Source organism: Zhongshania sp. R06B22 (genome assembly GCF_040892595.1).
In the GTDB taxonomy this organism is placed as follows: domain Bacteria; phylum Pseudomonadota; class Gammaproteobacteria; order Pseudomonadales; family Spongiibacteraceae; genus Spongiibacter; species Spongiibacter arctica.
On record NZ_JBFRYB010000001.1, the window covers coordinates 1986931 to 2004365 of the forward strand.

Below are 17435 nucleotides of genomic sequence, written 5' to 3' on the forward strand. Positions count from 1 at the left end.
AGCCTTCTAAGCTGATTTAATCGATATAGATATTGATTGTTTTGCCTTATTGACTAGGTATTGAATATTTTTGTGGGCGCAGAATTGGTGAGTAAACTATGTTTTTTACAACGATTAAGTCCTTCTTTATTTTGCCGCGACAAGCCTTATGGCTAAGCAGCCGGTGCGAGCGTGACATTGTGGCATGCCGACTTAAATGATCAGTAGCGCAATGTATATTGCGGCAGTTTGGGTATCATCACTGCTATTAGACCGTGTTTTTGGTGAGCCTAGTCGTTGGCATCCCTTAGTCGGCTTTGGCAATGTATCGCATCGGCTCGAATCGTATTTAAACACTACTCAGCGCGAGATTGTCTTGCGTCTCTCCGGTGTGTTGGCTTGGAGTCTGCTAGTGCTGCCGCCTGTAATATTGATGTGGGTATTGCGTCAATATTTTTTTTCATTTTCGACGACACTGGTTTTTTTCCTTGATTGTCTGGTTCTGTATTGGGCGATTGCCTGGCGCAGTTTATGCGAGCATATCCGACCTGTCGGTGGGGCCTTGGCTGCTGGCGATCTAGCCGACGCCCGCCTGCGGATACGTTATTTAGTTAGCCGCGATACCGCGGAATTAGATGCCGAAGAGGTCTTGTCGGCGGCGCTTGAAACTACCCTTGAGAACAGTAGTGATGCCTTGTTTGCGTCATTGTTTTGGTTTGCGGTAGCGGGTCCTGCAGGGATCGTATTACATCGTTTGGCTAATACCCTGGATGCGATGTGGGGCTATAGAAATAAGCGCTATCGCTATTATGGTTGGTGGGCTGCGCGTAGTGACGACGTATTGAATTTTATTCCGGCGCAGCTCACTGCCCTAGGGTTTAGTATTTTGGCCTTGTCTGGACGTGGGTTTCGGTGTTGGTTTACACAGGGCTGGGGCTGGAAGAGTATTAATGCGGGCTCAGTAATGGCGAGTGGTGCCGCGGCCTTAAATATTTACTTAGGTGGTGCAGCGAGTTACCACGGAGAATCCTTCTTGCGGCCAATTTTGGGGTGTGGTTCCAGGCCGGCAGTGGCGGATTTGGAACGAGGTATTGGTTTGATCAATCGCCAGTTAATATTGTGGTTTGCCGTGGCCGTGGCTGGCGGGGTGCTCTTATGATGGATGCCTCGCAGGGCGTACCGAAGCATGGTGGCGATCCCCGCCACATACCGGCAGCTGATGCTGGCGTGTTGATGCTTGATTTGGCAACGGGAGTGAACCCGTGGGGATGGCCAGTGCCTGCGCCACCAATAGCGTGCTATTCAAAACTACCCTATTTTAATGAAGGTTTGCAGCGCGTGGCCGCGACCTACTACGGCGTCCCTCAGGAGTGCTTATTAGCGACGGCGGGGAGTCAAGCGGTTATCCAGCAGCTACCCTTCCTAGCTGCTAGCGGTCGCGTTTTGCTGTCGGCTGTTGGTTATGAAGAGCATCGCTACCGCTGGGAGTTGGCGGGGCACGATGTGGTGGAGTTTCATCGCTATGATCGCGACGCCATTGCTAAACAGATACGTCGCGACGCTGTTCAGCACTTAGTCCTGATTAGTCCTAACAACCCAAGCGCAGATCAGCTTGATGTTGATGATCTTCGATACTGGCGCTCATTATTGCCGGAGGAGGGAATGCTAGTTGTCGATCAGGCGTTTGCCGATGCCAACCCGGAGAGCGATGTCTCAGCATTAGCTGGGGATAGGGGTATTGTGTTATTGCGTTCTGTCGGCAAGTTCTTTGGTCTGCCGGGCCTGCGTTTAGGCTTTGTGATCGCCGCGCCAGCCCTATTGGCAGAGCTAGATAAGCATCTGGGCCCGTGGGCGGTGAGTGGCGTGGCGCAATGGCTGGGCGAGCGCGCGCTGGCAGATCAAGCGTGGCAGCAGAAGATGGTCGCTAAATTAGCTGATGCGTCTGAGGCGCAAGCAGAACTGCTGGTGGCGACTTTTAAAGATTATGGAGTTCGCTGTGTTGCTACTGCCCTGTTTGTTACCTTAATTATGCCATTGCAGCGCGCGGAAGTGCTGCAGATGGCCTGTTATCGAGCGGGCTTGTCGGTGCGGCTATACCGCTGTGGCGATACGGGTTTTATACGCTGGGGGTTGGCGGCAGATATTAATGAGCTACGTCTGCGTCTTAGGCAGTTAAATTTGAGTTCCTTGGTAGCGTAGCGGGGTTGAAAATGCCGTCTGATTCAGTATTTACGTATTACTTGGTGGAGCAGCTGCAGTGGGTTGGTCCCGTTAAGTGCCGAAAAATGTTCGGCGGCTACGGTGTGTTTTTAGAGGGCTTGATGTTCGGTCTAGTGTTTGAAAACACGCTGTATTTGAAGGTCGATACTGCCAGTAGGCAAGATTTTGACGCCTTGGGCTTGCCACCATTTACCTATGCGCGTGGCGGTAGGGAAATTGCGCTTTCGTATTATCAAACCCCGGACGAGGCACTCGACGACACCGAGATGTTATTGGTTTGGGCTAACCGTGCTTACGCAGCTGCTATGCGCTGTGCGGCAGAAAAGGGTAAGAAACGAGCTAGGGGTGTATAATGTAGGCCGATTTACGATAGCGGAGTTAACAGGGTCTATTATGTCAGTCATTCAACAGAGTATTACCGATAAGCTTACAGCTGCCTTAAAGCCCCAGCATCTTGAGGTTGTTAACGAAAGTCATATGCACAGCGTGCCCGCGAACTCAGAAACCCACTTTAAACTCATCATCGTCGCCGACGTATTCAGTGCTAAGCGTAAAGTCGCGCGTCAGCAAAGTGTTTATCAGCTATTGGCTGATGAGTTAGCTGGGCCGGTTCATGCCTTGGCAATGCACACTTATAGTCCGCAAGAGTGGCAAGACCGAAGCGCGCCGGCACCGGCGTCACCCAACTGTTTGGGTGGCAGTAAAAAGGATCAAGGTTAAATAAGGTATGGATCAGTTTGTTGTAGCGGCCCTATATAAATTTGTCAGTCTTCCCGATTACCATGAGATGCGCGAACCCTTGCTAGATGTTTGTCTGCAAGCCGGCGTCAAGGGGACCATATTACTTGCTGCTGAGGGCGTGAATGGCACCATTGCGGGCTCGCGTCAGGGCGTCGACACTGTGCTTAGCTATATGCGTGCAGATAGTCGCTTAGCCGATCTTAGTCACAAAGAGTCCTTCGATAAATCGCAACCTTTTTACCGCACCAAAGTGAAGTTAAAGAAAGAGATTGTGACAATGGGGATCGACGGTATCGACCCCAATGATGTGGTGGGAAGTTATGTAAAACCCGCTGATTGGAATGCACTTATTTCTGACCCCGAGGTGTTGCTGATAGACACCCGCAATGATTACGAAGTCGAAATCGGTAGTTTTCGTGGTGCTGTGGATCCGAAAACCACCAGCTTTAGAGAGTTTCCGGACTACGTTCGCGAACACTATGATCCACAGAAACATAAGAAGGTGGCGATGTTTTGCACCGGCGGTATTCGTTGTGAGAAAGCGTCTGCCTTTATGAAGCATGAGGGTTTTGAAGAGGTTTATCATCTTGAGGGAGGCATTCTTAAGTATTTAGAGGAGGTGCCTGAACCTGAAAGCTTGTGGCAGGGCGAGTGCTTTGTATTTGATAACCGAGTCTCGGTAACCCATGGTTTAGCAAGCGGAGAGCACGATCTCTGTCACGGCTGCCGTCGGCCGATAAACAGTATGGATAAACAAAGTGACTGCTATGAAGCAGGGGTGACGTGTCCGGCTTGTTTCGATGTGGTGACCGAAGATCAGAAAAAGCGTTTTCGTGATCGTCAGAAGCAGGTTGAACTTGCGCGTTTACGCAATGAGGATCATGTTGGTGCGGCGCCGCCAGCTCGTCAACGCAAGTCTCGAATCGACAATCTTTAAGTAGCGGTGTGCAGGAATTTGATAAGCTGAGTGTAGGTTTTCGGCTTTTTAATTCGTTTGTGTGCAGATTCTAGCGATTATCTCACAGACGCGAAATCGCGATGTTGGGGCTAGTCATTATTGGATTTTATCTTTCTACATTCTCTATCCCATTTGAATTACTTTGATCCTTCAAGAATTAATGTAATATGTTGCTAGTTGCCTGCACCTGTGGAATAAAAAAACGAGTGCGGGACCATCAAAATAAGAGGATTTATTGCATGAAGCAGTTAGGCGTCCTAGATACGGCATTTATCAACCTTGAGCACCCCAATACCCCCCAGCATGTGGGTGGGCTCGGTATTTATGACCCTTCAAGCGCCCCCGGCGGTTTTGTGCGATTCAAAGGTGTGATCTCCAATTTTGAACGCCGCTTGTCAAAACACACTATTTTCCGCTCGCACTTACATAGAGTCCCCGGCAACGTTGATCGGCCATATTGGGTGGAAGATGCTAATTTCGACGTCGAATTTCATATTCGTCATATAGCACTGCCGCAGCCCGGCGACTGGCGTCAGCTCTGCATCTTGGTCGCACGACTCCACGCTAGACCGCTGGATATGACCCGACCACTTTGGGAGGCCTATATCATTGAGGGTCTAGACAATATTCCGGGTGTCCCCAAAGGCGGTTTCGCCATTTATACTAAGATGCATCACTCTCTAGTAGATGGGGCCGGCGGGTCCTCCATTATGTCGGTGATCCATGATCTAGAACCTGACCCAGCCGCAGTGCCGCAGGGTCCTCGTGTTGTGACCGCAGATGTCGCTCCAGGGAACGTTTATCTAGCAACGTCATCAGCAGTTAATAATGTAAAAAACAGTGTAAAAATGCTCACAGGTGGCATCGGAGTGCTGCGTGATTTAGGGAAAATGGCCGTGGGAATGGCACAAAAGAAAATTCCTATTCCCTCTATAAACTCGCCGCGAACCCGTTTTAATACGCCGGTTGGGCCGTATCGGGTTTTTGAAGCGACAGAATTTTCGCTGGCGGACGTTAAATTTTTAAAGGACTTTGCTGGCGTCAAGATTAATGATGTTGTTCTCAGTGTGGTTGCGGGTGGTTTGCGGTATTACTTGGATCATCACAATGAATTGCCGGATGAAAGTCTGTCGGTAACTATTCCGCTGGATATGCGTACCCGCCGTGGAATGACCGATGAAAACAACCAGGTAGGCTCCGTATTTGTGGAGTTACATACCAATGTTGCCGACCCTTTAGAGCGTCTTGCGGGGATTTATAAGAGCTCTCAAGAAGCCAAAGTATATGGTGAAAACTCGCCACTAGTTGACGTCCTGAGATTGGCTGGAGTAATGCCGCCAGCGTTAACTCGGTCGCTGGTGAATAGTTACTCTAACAACCACCTGACTCGACATTTACCGCTTGGGATCAGTTCGGTGGTGTCAAACGTTGCGGGGCCGACGTTCCCACTTTTCTCAGCGGGTGCGCGAATGGTGCGTTACTACGGCTTGGGGCTATTAACACCAGGTGTTGGCTTGTTCCATTTGATTTTTAGTTCTAATGGCATCATGACTATGTCAATTGTGGGTGATCGCGATTCCATGCCGGATCCTGCTTTCTACCGTGAGTGTATAGAAAGATCTTTTGCGGAATTGTTAGCTGCTGCAAAGAGCCAGTCCAATGCAAAAACGGCTGATGCGACGGCCGATGTAAAAACACCTGAGGTCAAAAAAACGGCGAAGTCATCGACGACTAGCGCTGGAAAAAAAGCGACAGCCACCGCCAGCAGCGCGAGTGCATCTGCAAAGACCACTGCCAAGGCGCCAGCGACTAAAAGACCAGCGAAGACGTCAGTAGCGACCCCCGTAAAAAAGCCAGTTGCTCGAAAAGCAAAGGGTACGACGACTAAAGATGCCAAGCCTTTGAACGCCAAGTCTTCCAGCGAGCTAAGAGCTAAAGAAGACGGCAATGTGGTGCAGATAAACCACAGTAATTCTTAATTCACCCTTCCCGTTGTGGCGCGCTTAAGGACCTGTTGTGTAAGTGTGCAGCAGGTGCTCAGGCGTCTTGTAAGGCGCCTCGATAGCTTACTCGATGGCCTTAGGCCACTGACCTAGCTTTGCGTAGCTCAAACGCCTTAGCGCTTGAATGCGAACGTAGCTATCTAGCCCTGTGGCCGCAATACTATCGTTTGCCGCTATATCCACAAAGCCGTCATCGCCTAGTACCTTAGCTGGTAATTCAATGAGTTGGATTTCCCCGATAATCATATGGGTATTATTTATTGCTAGTCTGTGCTCCTCTCTCAGCTTGAGACCAAGGGCGATCGTCGATTGTTCCACGAAGGGGGCGGAAAAGTCGTGTAGGTACTTTTTGGATAAGCCAACGGCCTCGAACTCGCACTGATCTGCTGGGTAGCGGGCGGATGTTTGGTGAGCTGCTTCGATGTATTGGGGAGACACGTGGTTGAGGGTGTAATAGCCAGTGGCAAGAATATTATTGAGCGTGTGCCTTGGGCTTTCGCTGGGACGAATGATAAGGCCGACGAGTGGTGGATTGGCGCCAACATGGAAGGCCGATGACATCACGGCCAAATTCGAATCCCCATTGATACTATTAGTGCCAACTAGAAGCGCGGGTTTTGCACCGAGTACACTGTTGATAAATAGGCCTCGATACCGCTGCTCCATTTGCTCAATATCGTCGCGATTAATAATCATAGGTGGTATCTCTTTTTCGCTTCGCGGAATGAGAACTGCACTCAAGCGAGGCTTATGAAAATAAGTATATTTAGCGAGTATAGTCGCTGCACTACGCTGGCATTATCTTTTTGGATCGTCCGCCTGCGGCGGTTTTAAGTTTGAGAAGCATAGTCTGCACTAACGGCAACTTAATTTACTATTAGGTGATAGTGATATACCCCATCAGCCCAGTTTTCATGTGTTCAATGACGTGGCAATGGAACATCCATTTCCCGGGATTATCTGCGACAAAGGCGATTTTGGCGCGTTCGTTTTTTTCCAATAATATGGTGTCGGTATGGAAGGGCGTGATGTCCTTTTTGTCGGATTCTAATACCGTAAATATCAAACCGTGGAGATGAATGGGGTGGTGGTGGGGCGTTGCGTTGTGGAGTTCAAATATATAGCTTTTACCAAGTGTAAGTTCGGCTAGCGGAGCGGGTAAGTTCTGGTGGCTGTGGTCGCTCCATGCGCGACGATTGATTAACCAAAAGTTGTGGTCAACTTGACCTTTTGCATCGCTGGGCGACATGGCGCCAGCCCATTCAAAGACAAAGCTTAGCGAGTCTGCTGATTTTAAATCTGGTACCGGAATCGGATTGTTTGGCAGGGCGGGAATGCCTGTTTTGATCGCCATTTTGGTCTTTGGTGAGACGGTTCTTAATCGACAGATTTCAACGCCAAAACGGCCCTTCATATCAAAGATCGGGATTTCTTGGCCTATTTCACTGGGGCTGATAAAGCCCACGTCGAGTCGCATTCCCGCGCCAGTGGGGTGAACGCTCAGTGGCAGCGGTGTTGTGATGGGGCTGCCATCAATGGCGATAATCTGTGCAGCGTCGCTGCGCATGCTAAGGTTGAAGACCCGAGTGCTGTCCATATTCAGAAAGCGCAAACGCAGTCTCTCCCCTGCGGGTACGTCTACGGTCGGCGTTTGCTGCCCATTGATGGTTGCGACTGTGCCGAGGGTACCATCGCGAAAGGCCTCTCGGGGTATGGAAAGAGGTAAATAGCTGCCGTCTTTTTTAAGGCGCCAGTCTTTCAGCCCGAGAATGACATCGTGATAATCTTGTGGTGTATCTTCCTCAACAATTAAGGCGCCTACCAAGCCCTTGCCGAGTTGTTCAACGCTGTTCATATGCGGGTGATACCAGAAGGTGCCGGCATCGGGGCAGGTAAATTCGTATAAAAAGCTAGCTCCCGCTGCTACCGGTGGCTGGGTTAAGTAGGGTACGCCGTCCATGCTATTTTCAATACGAATGCCGTGCCAGTGTACGGTGGTCGCTTCGTCTAGCTTGTTAATGAACATGATTCTTAGTGGTCGGCCCTGCTTCGCACGGATCACCGGCGCGGGGAACTGACCGTTAAAGCCAAGGATGTCGCTATCGCCATCAGCGGCAATACGGGCTCTGGCGTGCTCAGCGGTAAGTATGTAGTCGTATTGTTCTTTATCGGCTTTGCCGGCCGAACTCATTGCGAGTGTCAGGGTTGGCAGATTGGCACCAATGACACCCGCAGCGGCGGTCTTTAATAGAGTTCTACGTTTCATGTTTTCTCCTGCTGTGCGTTTTTTGTTCAAACGCGCAGCGTTAAATGGTTATCCCATTGCGTGCCAGCACTGTAGGCAAGTTGCCGGAGCTTGTCTTCACCGGGCACTAGGGCCAGTAATTGGCCGTCTCCGTTACTTAAGATAAATTGCTGGAAGGCCGCATCATAAACCGCACCTGCAGAGTCTCGTAACATCCAAACTTGCGACAGTGTTTTACTGTGCATATTCCAAAGACAGACCAGATTGTCGCGAGGGCAGCTGGTGACTGCCCATTGCCCGGTATCATCAATGCAGACACTGGCGATGTAGTCGCGCTTAAAATGCAGGGGTAGGTCGTCGGTATTCATGGCGTTCAATGGGTGGCCGCGCCGGTGGTAGTAGACCAGCGCTTTGTCTGAGGGCAAGCGACCTTGATATTGTGCGCCAACTAGTACACCGCCGTCTGGGCTGACGTCTAAATGACGGAGGCTGAGTTGGTAATGCGGTGCTGCGACTTTTTCAAGGACTCGCTGGGTTTGCAGGTCGAGGTAGTGCAGGCCTGGCGCCAAGGTGGCGGGGTTTAGAGTTTTACGGCCACTGGACGGTAAGGTCTTAATGCCGCCAATCGCAATCACTAGTGTTTTGCCGTCGGGCATGAGGGCAATATCGTGGGGGCCAATGCCTTCGCAGTCCATATGGCCAATGCAGTTGTAGCTATCTTCGCAATCGTAGATGCCTATGCAGCCGGCGCCATCCTTGTCGATATTATTTTCCGTGGTATACAAATAGCGGCCATCATTGCTAAGGCAGCCATGGCCGTAGTAGTGGTAGCCGTCGTCGCTTTTTATATTGTGCAGTAATGTGCCGCTGTTCTCGTCGACAACGTATAACTCACGGCCGGGGCGTCTTGAAAAAAATAGAAGCTCTTGGCGTTGGCGGTGGTAAAGGCTGTCGTGTCCGCGATGGGGAATTGTTTGTGAACACTGCCAGCTGTTTTCTTGCCAAACGCCAATACGATTGCCTGCGGCGTCAGTAGCGGCGCTCAGAATGGGGCTGAAGCCGCGACTTTCTGTGCCTGCGCTTAGAGCATTCGAACTTGAAATTAGCGCCAGCGGCGCACATATCAATGCGCTACTGGTAAACAAAAATTGACGTCTTTGCATATCGATACACCGATAATTTCGCGTTAATTTAGTCGCCGTCCTTGGAGTTGAAACCAAGGCTCACACCTAAGGCTGTGGGCAAGTCATTTCGCAGCAGGGCAAGTAAAGTGTTTAATTCGCTATGGAGCTTGAGAATGGTTTGCCGGCCTGTCGCTTCATTCGCGATAGTGAATAAGCTGCCGTCTATGGCTGATGCCGCCAAGATGCTGCGTTTGAAACCCTCGTTAATTTTATCGCTTAGTTCTGTTTGTCCTTTGATGTCGCGCAAATAGTCGTCAATACCATAGGCGGCATTGGCATTGAATATGTCTTTGAGCGCGTTTAAATTAGTGATGATAGCTTCTTTAGAATACTGGCTGCGCCACCATTCCAACTGGTAAATTTGGGTTTGCAGGGTATCGGTTTTGAGTTCAGTATCGGCAAGGCTAATACCAAGCGGTCGTTCAAGCTTGTCGCGTTTTATTAATTCAATGCCTGATACCAAGGTGTCTAAAAGATAGGCGATGGCGACATTATCATCCGGAAACTCTGGATTGTTCTCGCCCGTTTCACTGAACGTCGCTAGGTAGTTGCCACCGTCTTTGCGCCAGCTATTGTGTAAGCCACTGGCCACTTTGTGGAGGTGAGCGCTGACGGCAATAAGCAACTCGCAACGGCGTTGGCCGCCGTCGCCGCTATACCGCAATTGATTGCCCGCCTTGGTGTCAAACAATAGGTATTCTAGCGATGATAAACCTTGTACAACCACACTGGCATCGTCGACACGTTGAATTGTTATGGCCTCATCGCCTTTTAACAGTGCCTCAACTTTGCGGGCAATTAGATTTTTCTTGTCTGGCCAAAATTGAATTTTCCAGGCTTGATTGTCTACCATTAAGGGCCCGAACTGAATGTTTTGAATCGCAGACCACTGCTTAACGGTTTCCTTCCAATCGGTCTGAATAGTATCGAATTGAGCGTTATCACTTGGGGTTTTACAGTAATTTACGGCGGATTCTGCAAGGGCTTTACTGGCAATGTTGAAGGCTTGATAGCCACTTACGATACTTTGATTTGCGGTATCTATAAGTACTTTGCTGCTGGGCGGCGGTGGGCTGCAGGCGAGTAGCGTTGCGAGGCTGCCAATGATAATTAGTACGCGGGCAGTGTCTTTACTTAGGAATAATCTTATCGCTGCAAAAATCATTAAAGTGCCTTTAAAAAATACAGGAGCGCAGTTTGCTCTGGATTTGAAAGTTGTATGAAACTTGTTTTACTCGCCTCGGCTTCGCCGCCGTGCCAGAGTATCGCCTCGGTAATAGAGCGTGCTCGACCATCGTGAAGCAGGCGAATATTGCTGGCGTCGCTGGCGCGAATGCCAAGCCCCCAAAGTGGTGCAGTGCGCCACTCATTGGCGGGTGTGCTATCCGTGGGATATTCATCCGCCAGGCCGGCGCCCATATCGTGCAGCAGTAGATCGCTATAGGGGTAAATGGTTTCTATCTCGGTAGCGCTATTTGAAAAATCCTCTGCCTGCTCACGTTTGTCAAACTGCATATTAGGCATTCTAGTGTTGAATGCCGGAATGTGACATGCCGAGCAACCGAGCTGGGTGAAAATCTCAGCGCCTTGCTTGCTTGTGTCGTCTTGGGCGGCGGCTGGTACCGCTAAGTTGGCAATATAATCGTTGACCGCTAATAGAAGTTTGTCGCTGATCTCAGGTTCTGTGTTTGTATTGGTTTGTGCTACACAAAGTTTTTCAGTGCAGGGCTTCGCTGGATGTAAAGAAGAGGTAATGCCCATATCTTCAAAAAACGCGAGGGCAATCTGCTCATGTAAGCTAACTTGGCTCGCCTTCCAGCCAAAACGGCCGGGGCGCATCTGTTTATCGGTTTTATTCTTACGCAGATTCACTCGACCAGATATGCCATCACCATCGCGGTCTTTGGGATCGCTATTGGCAATAATGTCAGCGTCGCTGATATTGTCGATTAAACCCATACCGATTAATGCCGGCGCAAGCCGAGCGGAAGCGGCTTTTTGGCTGATGTGAGCAAGGTTTTCAAACCTGTAATCGCGTTGCTTCAATTCAAAGTTCTTGCTGTCGGCCGCCGCAATAGTGCTACTAATGGATAGCCATTCTATACGCCCCTCCGGCTTGGCAGCCGGTATGGCCATGTCTTGCAGCTGCTCACCAAATTCGGGTGATGAGTTTCCCAGTCGTAATATCAAACCGACGCCATTCTCTGGCAGTTGGCCTTGGCCATTGCGCACATGACAGCCTGTGCAGCTATTGGCGTTAAATAATGGCCCTAGGCCATCTCTGGCCTTTGTGGTGGCCGGCGGCGCCACCCAAGCCTGGGTAGCAAAACTTTTGCCGACAGCCCATTCGAGTTGCTGCTCTGGCGAGAGGTTTGGTTGAGGTCGCTGCAAGCTTTGTTGGCCTCGGCTGGCGATAGTAAAGCTTCCTCCAGATTGATTACTTGTCAGGCTATGTTTAGTTTTGTTTGCCGTATTTTGATCAAGACTGATATCGCTCGATGAGGTCTTAGTGCAAGCGCTGGTGAACAGGGCAATAATGATTGTCAATGTGAGCAACACGCGCAACGGTATACCGTGAACCGTGTTGCTGACGCGTAGAGCTAACAACAATTAAAGCCCGGTGGCATTGGGGTCAATATTGATCGCGCTGGCGGCTTGTTCAATACTACGAGTTTGGTCAACTAGAGCGCTGAGAATGTTGCTTAGAATTTCTTCGCCGTGTTTATTGCCTTCGGCGATCATCATGTCGAATTTCATCGGCCTGTCTTTGGCTTCGGCGGCATTAATTAATACCGTTAGTGTTGTCATGGTTTTGTTTAATGCCTGCCGAGTTTGTTGGTCAGTATCCGCGTCTGCTTTTGCGACCAAGCGGCTTAGCGATGGCCCTGACAATACGGTGCCATCCAGGCGGCGGTATTTTCCCAAATAGATATTTTGGATGCCTAGGCCGTCGTAGTAGTGCGACCAGTGGGTGTTATCACTAAAGCAGTCGTGCTCATCTTCAGTAGAATTTGCTTCAAGCGATACTTTTATACGCTCGCCACCAAGCTCCCCTAGTGATAGCGAGCCCATACCATAGAGCATTCGCGCCAGAGTTACGTCGTCGTTCATGGCAAGTAATTCGGCGCGATAATTATTCGACACCTCCGGTGCCCACTGTTGGCTCATGTACTTAAGGTCTTCCACTAACACCGCGCTAGCGGCTCGAAGGTAGTCGGCGCGACGGTCGCAATTCCCGTGGGTGCATTTATCGCCGTCTAAGTAATCGGTGTAGGGACGCTCTCCAGCGCCCAGTTGGTGGCCGTTGAGGTCCTGTCCCCAAAGTAAAAACTCGATGGCGTGGTAACCGGTGGTGACATTGGCGGCTGAGCCACCTAACTCGTGCAAGCTGCGGAGTAATTTGACATTAATTTGACTGGCGTCAACCACGTCACTACCTATGCTTAGCGATGGGCTGGCAATAATATTGAGCTCTGCACCAATGTTGCCAAGGGCATAAAAATAATCGTCGGCTACGTAGTCAATTAAGCCTTCGTCCAAGGGCCAGTTGTTTAATTTTCCCTCCCAGTCGTCTACGACCGGATTGCCAAAGCGGAATACTTCGCTTTGCAGATAAGCTTTACGTGCAGTTTTCCATGCATCTCTAGCGGCGATTAGGCCCGTCTCACTGGGCGCGTTCAAAAAAGCGTCAATACTGGTTTGCAGCGCGATGCCACTATTTTCGGCGTCGCTATATATGGCGTGGGCCAACTCGGTGTAGTGAATGGCGACTGCGCGCTTATCACTTAGCTTTTCGTCTTGGGAGGCGGCCACTGCGTTGAGGATGAGTGCGCTGAGACTGATAAGGAGAATGACTTGGCGTAACAGAACTGACATGGATGATCTCCGCAGATCGCTATCAATGCGGGCACGAGGCCGGGGTCGGTATTCTACTCGTAATTGATAATGATTCGCAATTAAAAGCTAGCGAAAAACGAAACCGCTAGGACTTGGCAGGGCCTCTTTGCGCTAGCATGCTGTGGTAAACTTTTATCTTTGCCTTGGAGGCGCTCTACATGGCCACAAACCCTCGCCGCTCAATTCTGTATATGCCCGGATCCAATAGCCGAGCCTTGGAGAAAGCGCGCAGTCTTGATGCCGATGTACTCATTCTCGATTTAGAAGATGCGGTCGCCCCATCGCAAAAAGTCTATGCCCGCGAACAGGTATTGGCCGCGGTGAATGCCGGCGGCTATGGCCGTCGGGAATTAGTGGTGCGCGTCAATGGCTTTGACACGGCATGGGGCCGCAAAGATATAGAGGCATTTGCCAATGCGCCTATTTCTGCGCTGTGCTTGCCCAAGGTTGAATCTGCGGCAGAAATTCATGCGGTGGTGCAGGTATTAAAGCAGGCAGGTGCTAGTCCTAGTCTTAAGCTCTGGGCAATGGCGGAAACGCCACGTGGAATTTTAGCCGTCAGTGAAATCGCCGGCTCGCACCCGCTTATGGATGGCATTGTATTAGGGACGTCAGATCTTGCCAAAGACTTGCGTGTTCCCCATACGCCACAGCGCTTGGGGATGTTAACGTCGCTGGGAATGTGCGTGCTCGCGGCGCGTGCCTACGGTATAGATGTGTTCGACGGCGTGCATTTGAATTTAGATGACGAAGAAGGCCTGCGGCTCGCCTGTGAGCAAGGTGTCGAAATGGGCTTTGACGGTAAAACCCTCATTCATCCCAAGCAAATTGCGGTCACAAATCAGGCCTTTTCGCCCGCAGAGGACACCCTGATTCGCGCGCAAAAGATTCGTGTAGCTTGGCAAGAAGCCGAAGCCGACGGTAAGGGTGTGGTCTTGCTCGACGGCCGATTAGTCGAGGCGCTACACGTGGAAGAAGCGGTGCGAGTGTTGGCGATAGCGGAGCAGATCGCGACCCGAGATGCGCAAAATTAAGCTAGCTATCGAGTCTGGCGAAAGCGTCCGTTGGCGCTATTGGGAAAGCCCGGCTTTCCCAGGTTGACCGCCGGGGTAGCGGCTTAGGTTTATGATGTCTAATAGGCGGCCGTCTAGCCAGCTATCCAGTTGATAGTTCTCAACAAAGCCGCAGTGGCCGCCATATTTTTTGGTTTCAATGTGTAAATGGGGGTTCTTGGCCAGTCTGCACAAGTCTTCCGATAGTATAATAGGGTCATCTTCAGCGGCGATGATGTGAGCCGGGGAAGAGAGTGTTGCCAAGACCTCGCCAGCAATACTGTAAGCTTCGAAGTAGTCTGCAGGGTTTGCAAACGGGGTGTGATTGGGAACGAAATAACTGTTCATTTCCCTCAGGCTTTTAAGCTTAAGCAACTTATCTTTATAGCCCAGCTCGGGGTAGAGCCGAATTTTCTTCTGTAGTGATTTCTGCCATTTTCTGACGAAATATTTTTCGTAGCCCCACCAGCCCGTTTCCAGTGCCACCATCGTTTTTGCAGGATCTACGACGGGACATATTCCCACCGTCTGACGGATACTTAAACCAACTTCTTCTGCTTTAGCCGCCACCCGCAAGGCAAAATTACCCCCCAGTGAAAACCCCGCCAAAAATTGCCAATCATGGGGATAGGTGGTGTGGATGGTTTTTATTGCGCCTATAACCTCGTCCAGTCTGGCCGAGTTAAATAGCTCGCGGTTGAGGTGGTGACTAGGGCCGTGATCGCGCAGATTTAAGCGGAACACATCGTAGCCTGCATTAAAGAGTGTGCCCCCCGCAGAGAGCAGATAGCTGGATTGTGAATTGCCTTCCCAGCCGTGAATAAGTGTGACTAGGCCCTTGCTGCGCTTTGTTTGGGTGGCGAACTCACCGAGTAATTGATGGCCATCACCACAATCTAATACCACCGTTTTACTCGCTGCTACCATTGCTCGGGCGCGTGGATAAATACGCAATCGTCTCAGCTTGGTAGAGGAAAGCAGCGTTTGCGCGTGGGGGTTTTGCAAAAAACCAGTAGGGGCAAAGTCAGTCATTTTACTAAGGTATATCCTTTTTTATTGATTTGTTGCTCGGGCGGGACCCACTGTTTCGATGTGTTGTAGTTTCTCTGTCAGAGTATGACATCCACCGAATGGATGATATTCCTGAGTCCGTTTCGCTGTGACTATCTGTCGAGCATCTATGGGCATTGTAATTGCTGATTTACTATATAAATATAAGACTTTGAAGAGCCCAAAGATAAAAATAATGATGGCAGTATGACATGAGCAATCTAAATGACCAGTCTGGCTAAAACTGCACTGGTTTTGGGTGAGGTCGCCGTATTTCTGGCGTGGCGCTAAGGTGTATATTTTGATCTGCGCTGACTGCTGTTTAGGTATTTGCACCATTTTTAATGATTAAACAATATGTGTCGGCATCTGAGCCGCCGTTTTTCTTTGATAAACATAGTAATAGGTTGATTTATGGGAAATGCACAATTGGCGCTAGCCGCCAGTCGTTTGTCGGGACAATTTGTGGAGCAGGGCAATAAATCTGCATGGCTGGATTTGTTCGCAGACGATGCCTGTGTTCAAGATCCAGTGGGTAAATCACCGCTGGACCCGACGGGTAATGGCCATATTGGTAAAACAGCGATCGGTAATTTTTGGGATATGATTATTGCTGCGGGTGATATTCAATTTACTATTGTGTCTTCGCACCCCGCCGGGGATGAATGCGCTAATGTTGTCAACATGGTGAATACACTGCCTGGCGATATTAAGATGGAGCTCGATATGGTGGTTGTTTATACAGCCAATGCAGAGGGCAAAATTATATCACTCAAGGCATACTGGGATTTTGACGCCGTTCAACAGCAATTGAGTTAAGGTCTCGCGCGGGAACTGATGCTTTGAGTCGTAAAATGGCAGCCTTTCTAGCTCATTTTTGTGATTAAGCGGGCATTGTGCCTATTTATTCTGCTCAGTTGTGTTTGATAGTTGTGTAAAATCTGGTGGTTGCAGTCCCGTTAAATGGGCTGCTTGAGTGCGGTTTGCCGCGTTCGTTCAGCTATGCAACACTGTTAGTATGACTAGGGTCAGCTTGCAGAGCTAAGGAATTGATTTTATTAAGGTCTATAATACTAATCTCAGTGCCGGTGGATGAGTAAATAGTTTGGTTGTATTGACGCGGTGTTTAAGTTTCATTCTGCTTGTCACAGCGTTTGCTGGGCCTTCGATCGCGCGTGCCCAATTACTTAATATTGAATTACTCGGTGTATCAATTACTGCGCCCGTCAATGATGTCTTGGCGGATATTAACTTGCTGGGCGGTATTACCGGCGGCGGGGAGTTGCTTGGGGTCGAGGTGCTGGGCTCAGACAATCTATTGGGACTGAGTGTGAGCGGCCAGGATATATTATTGCTGGGGGCCCCGGTGGGAGGCACAAGCGATGGCGGCGATCTTTCTGTTTTAACCGGCACTATAGATACCTCGCAGGGAGCGGTGCTTGAATTTTTGCAAGATACTGCCATGGGCGATATTAATCCTACCGTGCTCACTCTCTCCCTGCCTGGCTCTGATGGGCAGGGGTCGCCAGATGTTGATACCAGTAAAGATAAAGAAACGGCATCGACGCCAGAGATTTTAGCGGGTGTTGCCAGCACTAAACTTGGTGCCTGTGTCGATAAAGACCGAGATAGTGTTTGTGACAGCGACGATCAGTGTTTGAATTCTCCAGCGGGCGCTATGGTGCTACCATCAGGCTGCCATTTTGACCGCGCCAAGCCGCTGGCCCTGCAGGGTGTTAGCTTTGGGGTAGGTACTGCGGTGCTTGTCGATTCTTCTACCGAGATCTTACGTAAAGTGGCGCAGATGATTCAATTTATGCCGCGCGTCATGATTGAGGTCGCCGGTCATACCGATGATGTTGGTAGCAGTGCTGATAATCAGGTGTTGTCTGAGCGACGAGCACTGGCGGTAAAAAACTATTTGGTAGCGGCGGGAGTGTCCCCGCAACAGTTAGTCGTAAAGGGCTACGGTGAGTCCCGGCCTCTGGTTTTGACTAGCAGGCTGTCTGCGAAGGCACTGACTGATGCTCGCAGCCGCAATCGCCGGGTGGAGCTGCAAGTGCTCGACGGGCGTCCTAAGCCCTGAGATCGGGGCCACGATAATAG

16 protein-coding genes are annotated in these 17435 nt (G+C 50.2%); 9 read left to right on the forward strand and 7 right to left on the reverse strand.

Going from position 1 to position 17435, the window contains the following annotated elements:
• Positions 1 to 196 precede the first annotated feature (196 nt).
• From cbiB to AB4875_RS09030, 6 genes are all read left to right on the forward strand, one after another.
• Positions 197 to 1138: an adenosylcobinamide-phosphate synthase CbiB gene (cbiB, locus tag AB4875_RS09005; protein WP_368375730.1), complete on the forward strand. Its 942-nt coding sequence runs from the start codon at positions 197 to 199 to the stop codon at positions 1136 to 1138.
• Entirely contained in the window at positions 1135 to 2178 is a 1044-nt protein-coding gene (locus tag AB4875_RS09010) for an aminotransferase class I/II-fold pyridoxal phosphate-dependent enzyme (protein ID WP_368375731.1), read from the forward strand. Before cbiB ends, AB4875_RS09010 begins: the two co-directional genes overlap by 4 nt.
• Positions 2179 to 2189: 11 nt before the next feature.
• Positions 2190 to 2552, forward strand: coding sequence for a TfoX/Sxy family protein (locus AB4875_RS09015; RefSeq protein ID WP_368375732.1), 363 nt, complete (start codon positions 2190 to 2192; stop codon positions 2550 to 2552).
• Between the two features lie 40 nt (positions 2553 to 2592).
• Positions 2593 to 2919 (forward strand): BolA family protein, encoded by a 327-nt coding sequence (locus AB4875_RS09020; RefSeq protein ID WP_368375733.1) that lies wholly within the window; start codon positions 2593 to 2595, stop codon positions 2917 to 2919.
• A gap of 7 nt (positions 2920 to 2926) precedes the next feature.
• Entirely contained in the window at positions 2927 to 3877 is a 951-nt protein-coding gene (gene trhO / locus AB4875_RS09025; RefSeq protein WP_368375734.1) for an oxygen-dependent tRNA uridine(34) hydroxylase TrhO, read from the forward strand.
• 260 nt (positions 3878 to 4137) lie between these two features.
• Entirely contained in the window at positions 4138 to 5877 is a 1740-nt protein-coding gene (locus tag AB4875_RS09030) for a wax ester/triacylglycerol synthase family O-acyltransferase (RefSeq protein WP_368375735.1), read from the forward strand.
• A gap of 87 nt (positions 5878 to 5964) precedes the next feature.
• Here AB4875_RS09030 and AB4875_RS09035 read toward each other — a convergent pair whose 3' ends face one another.
• The 6 genes from AB4875_RS09035 to AB4875_RS09060 all read right to left on the reverse strand — a co-directional run bounded on the left by AB4875_RS09035 (position 5965) and on the right by AB4875_RS09060 (position 13206).
• Positions 5965 to 6597: a flavin reductase family protein gene (locus AB4875_RS09035; RefSeq protein WP_368375736.1), complete on the reverse strand. Its 633-nt coding sequence runs from the start codon at positions 6595 to 6597 to the stop codon at positions 5965 to 5967.
• 181 nt (positions 6598 to 6778) lie between these two features.
• Positions 6779 to 8167: a multicopper oxidase family protein gene (locus tag AB4875_RS09040; protein WP_368375737.1), complete on the reverse strand. Its 1389-nt coding sequence runs from the start codon at positions 8165 to 8167 to the stop codon at positions 6779 to 6781.
• Positions 8168 to 8193: 26 nt separating this feature from the next.
• The gene (locus tag AB4875_RS09045) at positions 8194 to 9309 is read right to left on the reverse strand and encodes a DUF1513 domain-containing protein (protein WP_368375738.1); all 1116 of its coding nucleotides are present in this window, start codon (positions 9307 to 9309) and stop codon (positions 8194 to 8196) included.
• Positions 9310 to 9337: 28 nt separating this feature from the next.
• Positions 9338 to 10495, reverse strand: coding sequence for an imelysin family protein (locus tag AB4875_RS09050; RefSeq protein ID WP_368375739.1), 1158 nt, complete (start codon positions 10493 to 10495; stop codon positions 9338 to 9340).
• Positions 10495 to 11940 carry a di-heme oxidoredictase family protein gene (locus AB4875_RS09055; protein WP_368375740.1) on the reverse strand — a complete coding sequence of 482 codons (1446 nt, stop codon included), beginning with the start codon at positions 11938 to 11940 and terminating at the stop codon, positions 10495 to 10497. The genes AB4875_RS09050 and AB4875_RS09055 overlap by 1 nt, the downstream gene beginning before the upstream one ends.
• Positions 11941 to 13206 (reverse strand): imelysin family protein, encoded by a 1266-nt coding sequence (locus AB4875_RS09060; protein WP_368375741.1) that lies wholly within the window; start codon positions 13204 to 13206, stop codon positions 11941 to 11943.
• Positions 13207 to 13385: 179 nt separating this feature from the next.
• On the opposite strand from AB4875_RS09060, the gene AB4875_RS09065 reads away from it, so the two are divergent.
• Positions 13386 to 14261: an HpcH/HpaI aldolase/citrate lyase family protein gene (locus AB4875_RS09065; protein WP_368375742.1), complete on the forward strand. Its 876-nt coding sequence runs from the start codon at positions 13386 to 13388 to the stop codon at positions 14259 to 14261.
• 36 nt (positions 14262 to 14297) lie between these two features.
• Here AB4875_RS09065 and AB4875_RS09070 read toward each other — a convergent pair whose 3' ends face one another.
• Positions 14298 to 15311, reverse strand: coding sequence for a YheT family hydrolase (locus AB4875_RS09070; RefSeq protein WP_368375743.1), 1014 nt, complete (start codon positions 15309 to 15311; stop codon positions 14298 to 14300).
• Positions 15312 to 15743: 432 nt separating this feature from the next.
• Between AB4875_RS09070 and AB4875_RS09075 the strand changes: the two genes are divergently transcribed.
• Together AB4875_RS09075 and AB4875_RS09080 are read left to right on the forward strand one after the other, a co-directional pair.
• The gene (locus AB4875_RS09075) at positions 15744 to 16148 is read left to right on the forward strand and encodes a nuclear transport factor 2 family protein (RefSeq protein WP_368375744.1); all 405 of its coding nucleotides are present in this window, start codon (positions 15744 to 15746) and stop codon (positions 16146 to 16148) included.
• Positions 16149 to 16434: 286 nt separating this feature from the next.
• A complete protein-coding gene (locus tag AB4875_RS09080) occupies positions 16435 to 17415 on the forward strand; it encodes an OmpA family protein (RefSeq protein WP_368375745.1) in 981 nt (326 codons plus the stop codon).
• The last annotated feature ends 20 nt before the right edge of the window (positions 17416 to 17435 follow it).